Origin of the sequence: Paraburkholderia sp. SIMBA_027 (genome assembly GCF_046535315.1) — a bacterium.
Classification (GTDB): domain Bacteria; phylum Pseudomonadota; class Gammaproteobacteria; order Burkholderiales; family Burkholderiaceae; genus Paraburkholderia; species Paraburkholderia tropica.
Window position 1 is genome coordinate 1 of record NZ_JAWRWY010000418.1, and the last position, 278, is coordinate 278.

General features: G+C 55.8%; 1 pseudogene. It reads left to right on the plus strand.

Going from position 1 to position 278, the window contains the following annotated elements:
- Positions 1–236 (plus strand): annotated as a pseudogene (locus SB764_RS39645) (hypothetical protein); the annotation flags it as partial.
- Positions 237–278 lie beyond the last annotated feature (42 nt).

The window sequence follows — 278 nt, forward strand, 5'->3', positions numbered from 1 at the left end:
TCTCTGCTTTAACGACCGATAAAGCTGGACAGGGAGATAAAAAGCCGCCTTCAGACCTTGAACTCCCCGTCGCCTTACCTCAAAAATTCGTCCTCAACGAGACCACCGGCCGCTACGAGTTGGTGCCCGCGACAAAATCAGTGGAATCGCTCAAAGGGCTTGTCGGGAAGCCGGCCAAGCCTGTGTCCGTTGAAGATATGAATGCCGCCATCGCTGCGCGCGGAGCCGGTGCTTAATGATCGGTCTTGATACAAACGTGCTCGTCCGCTACATCGCCC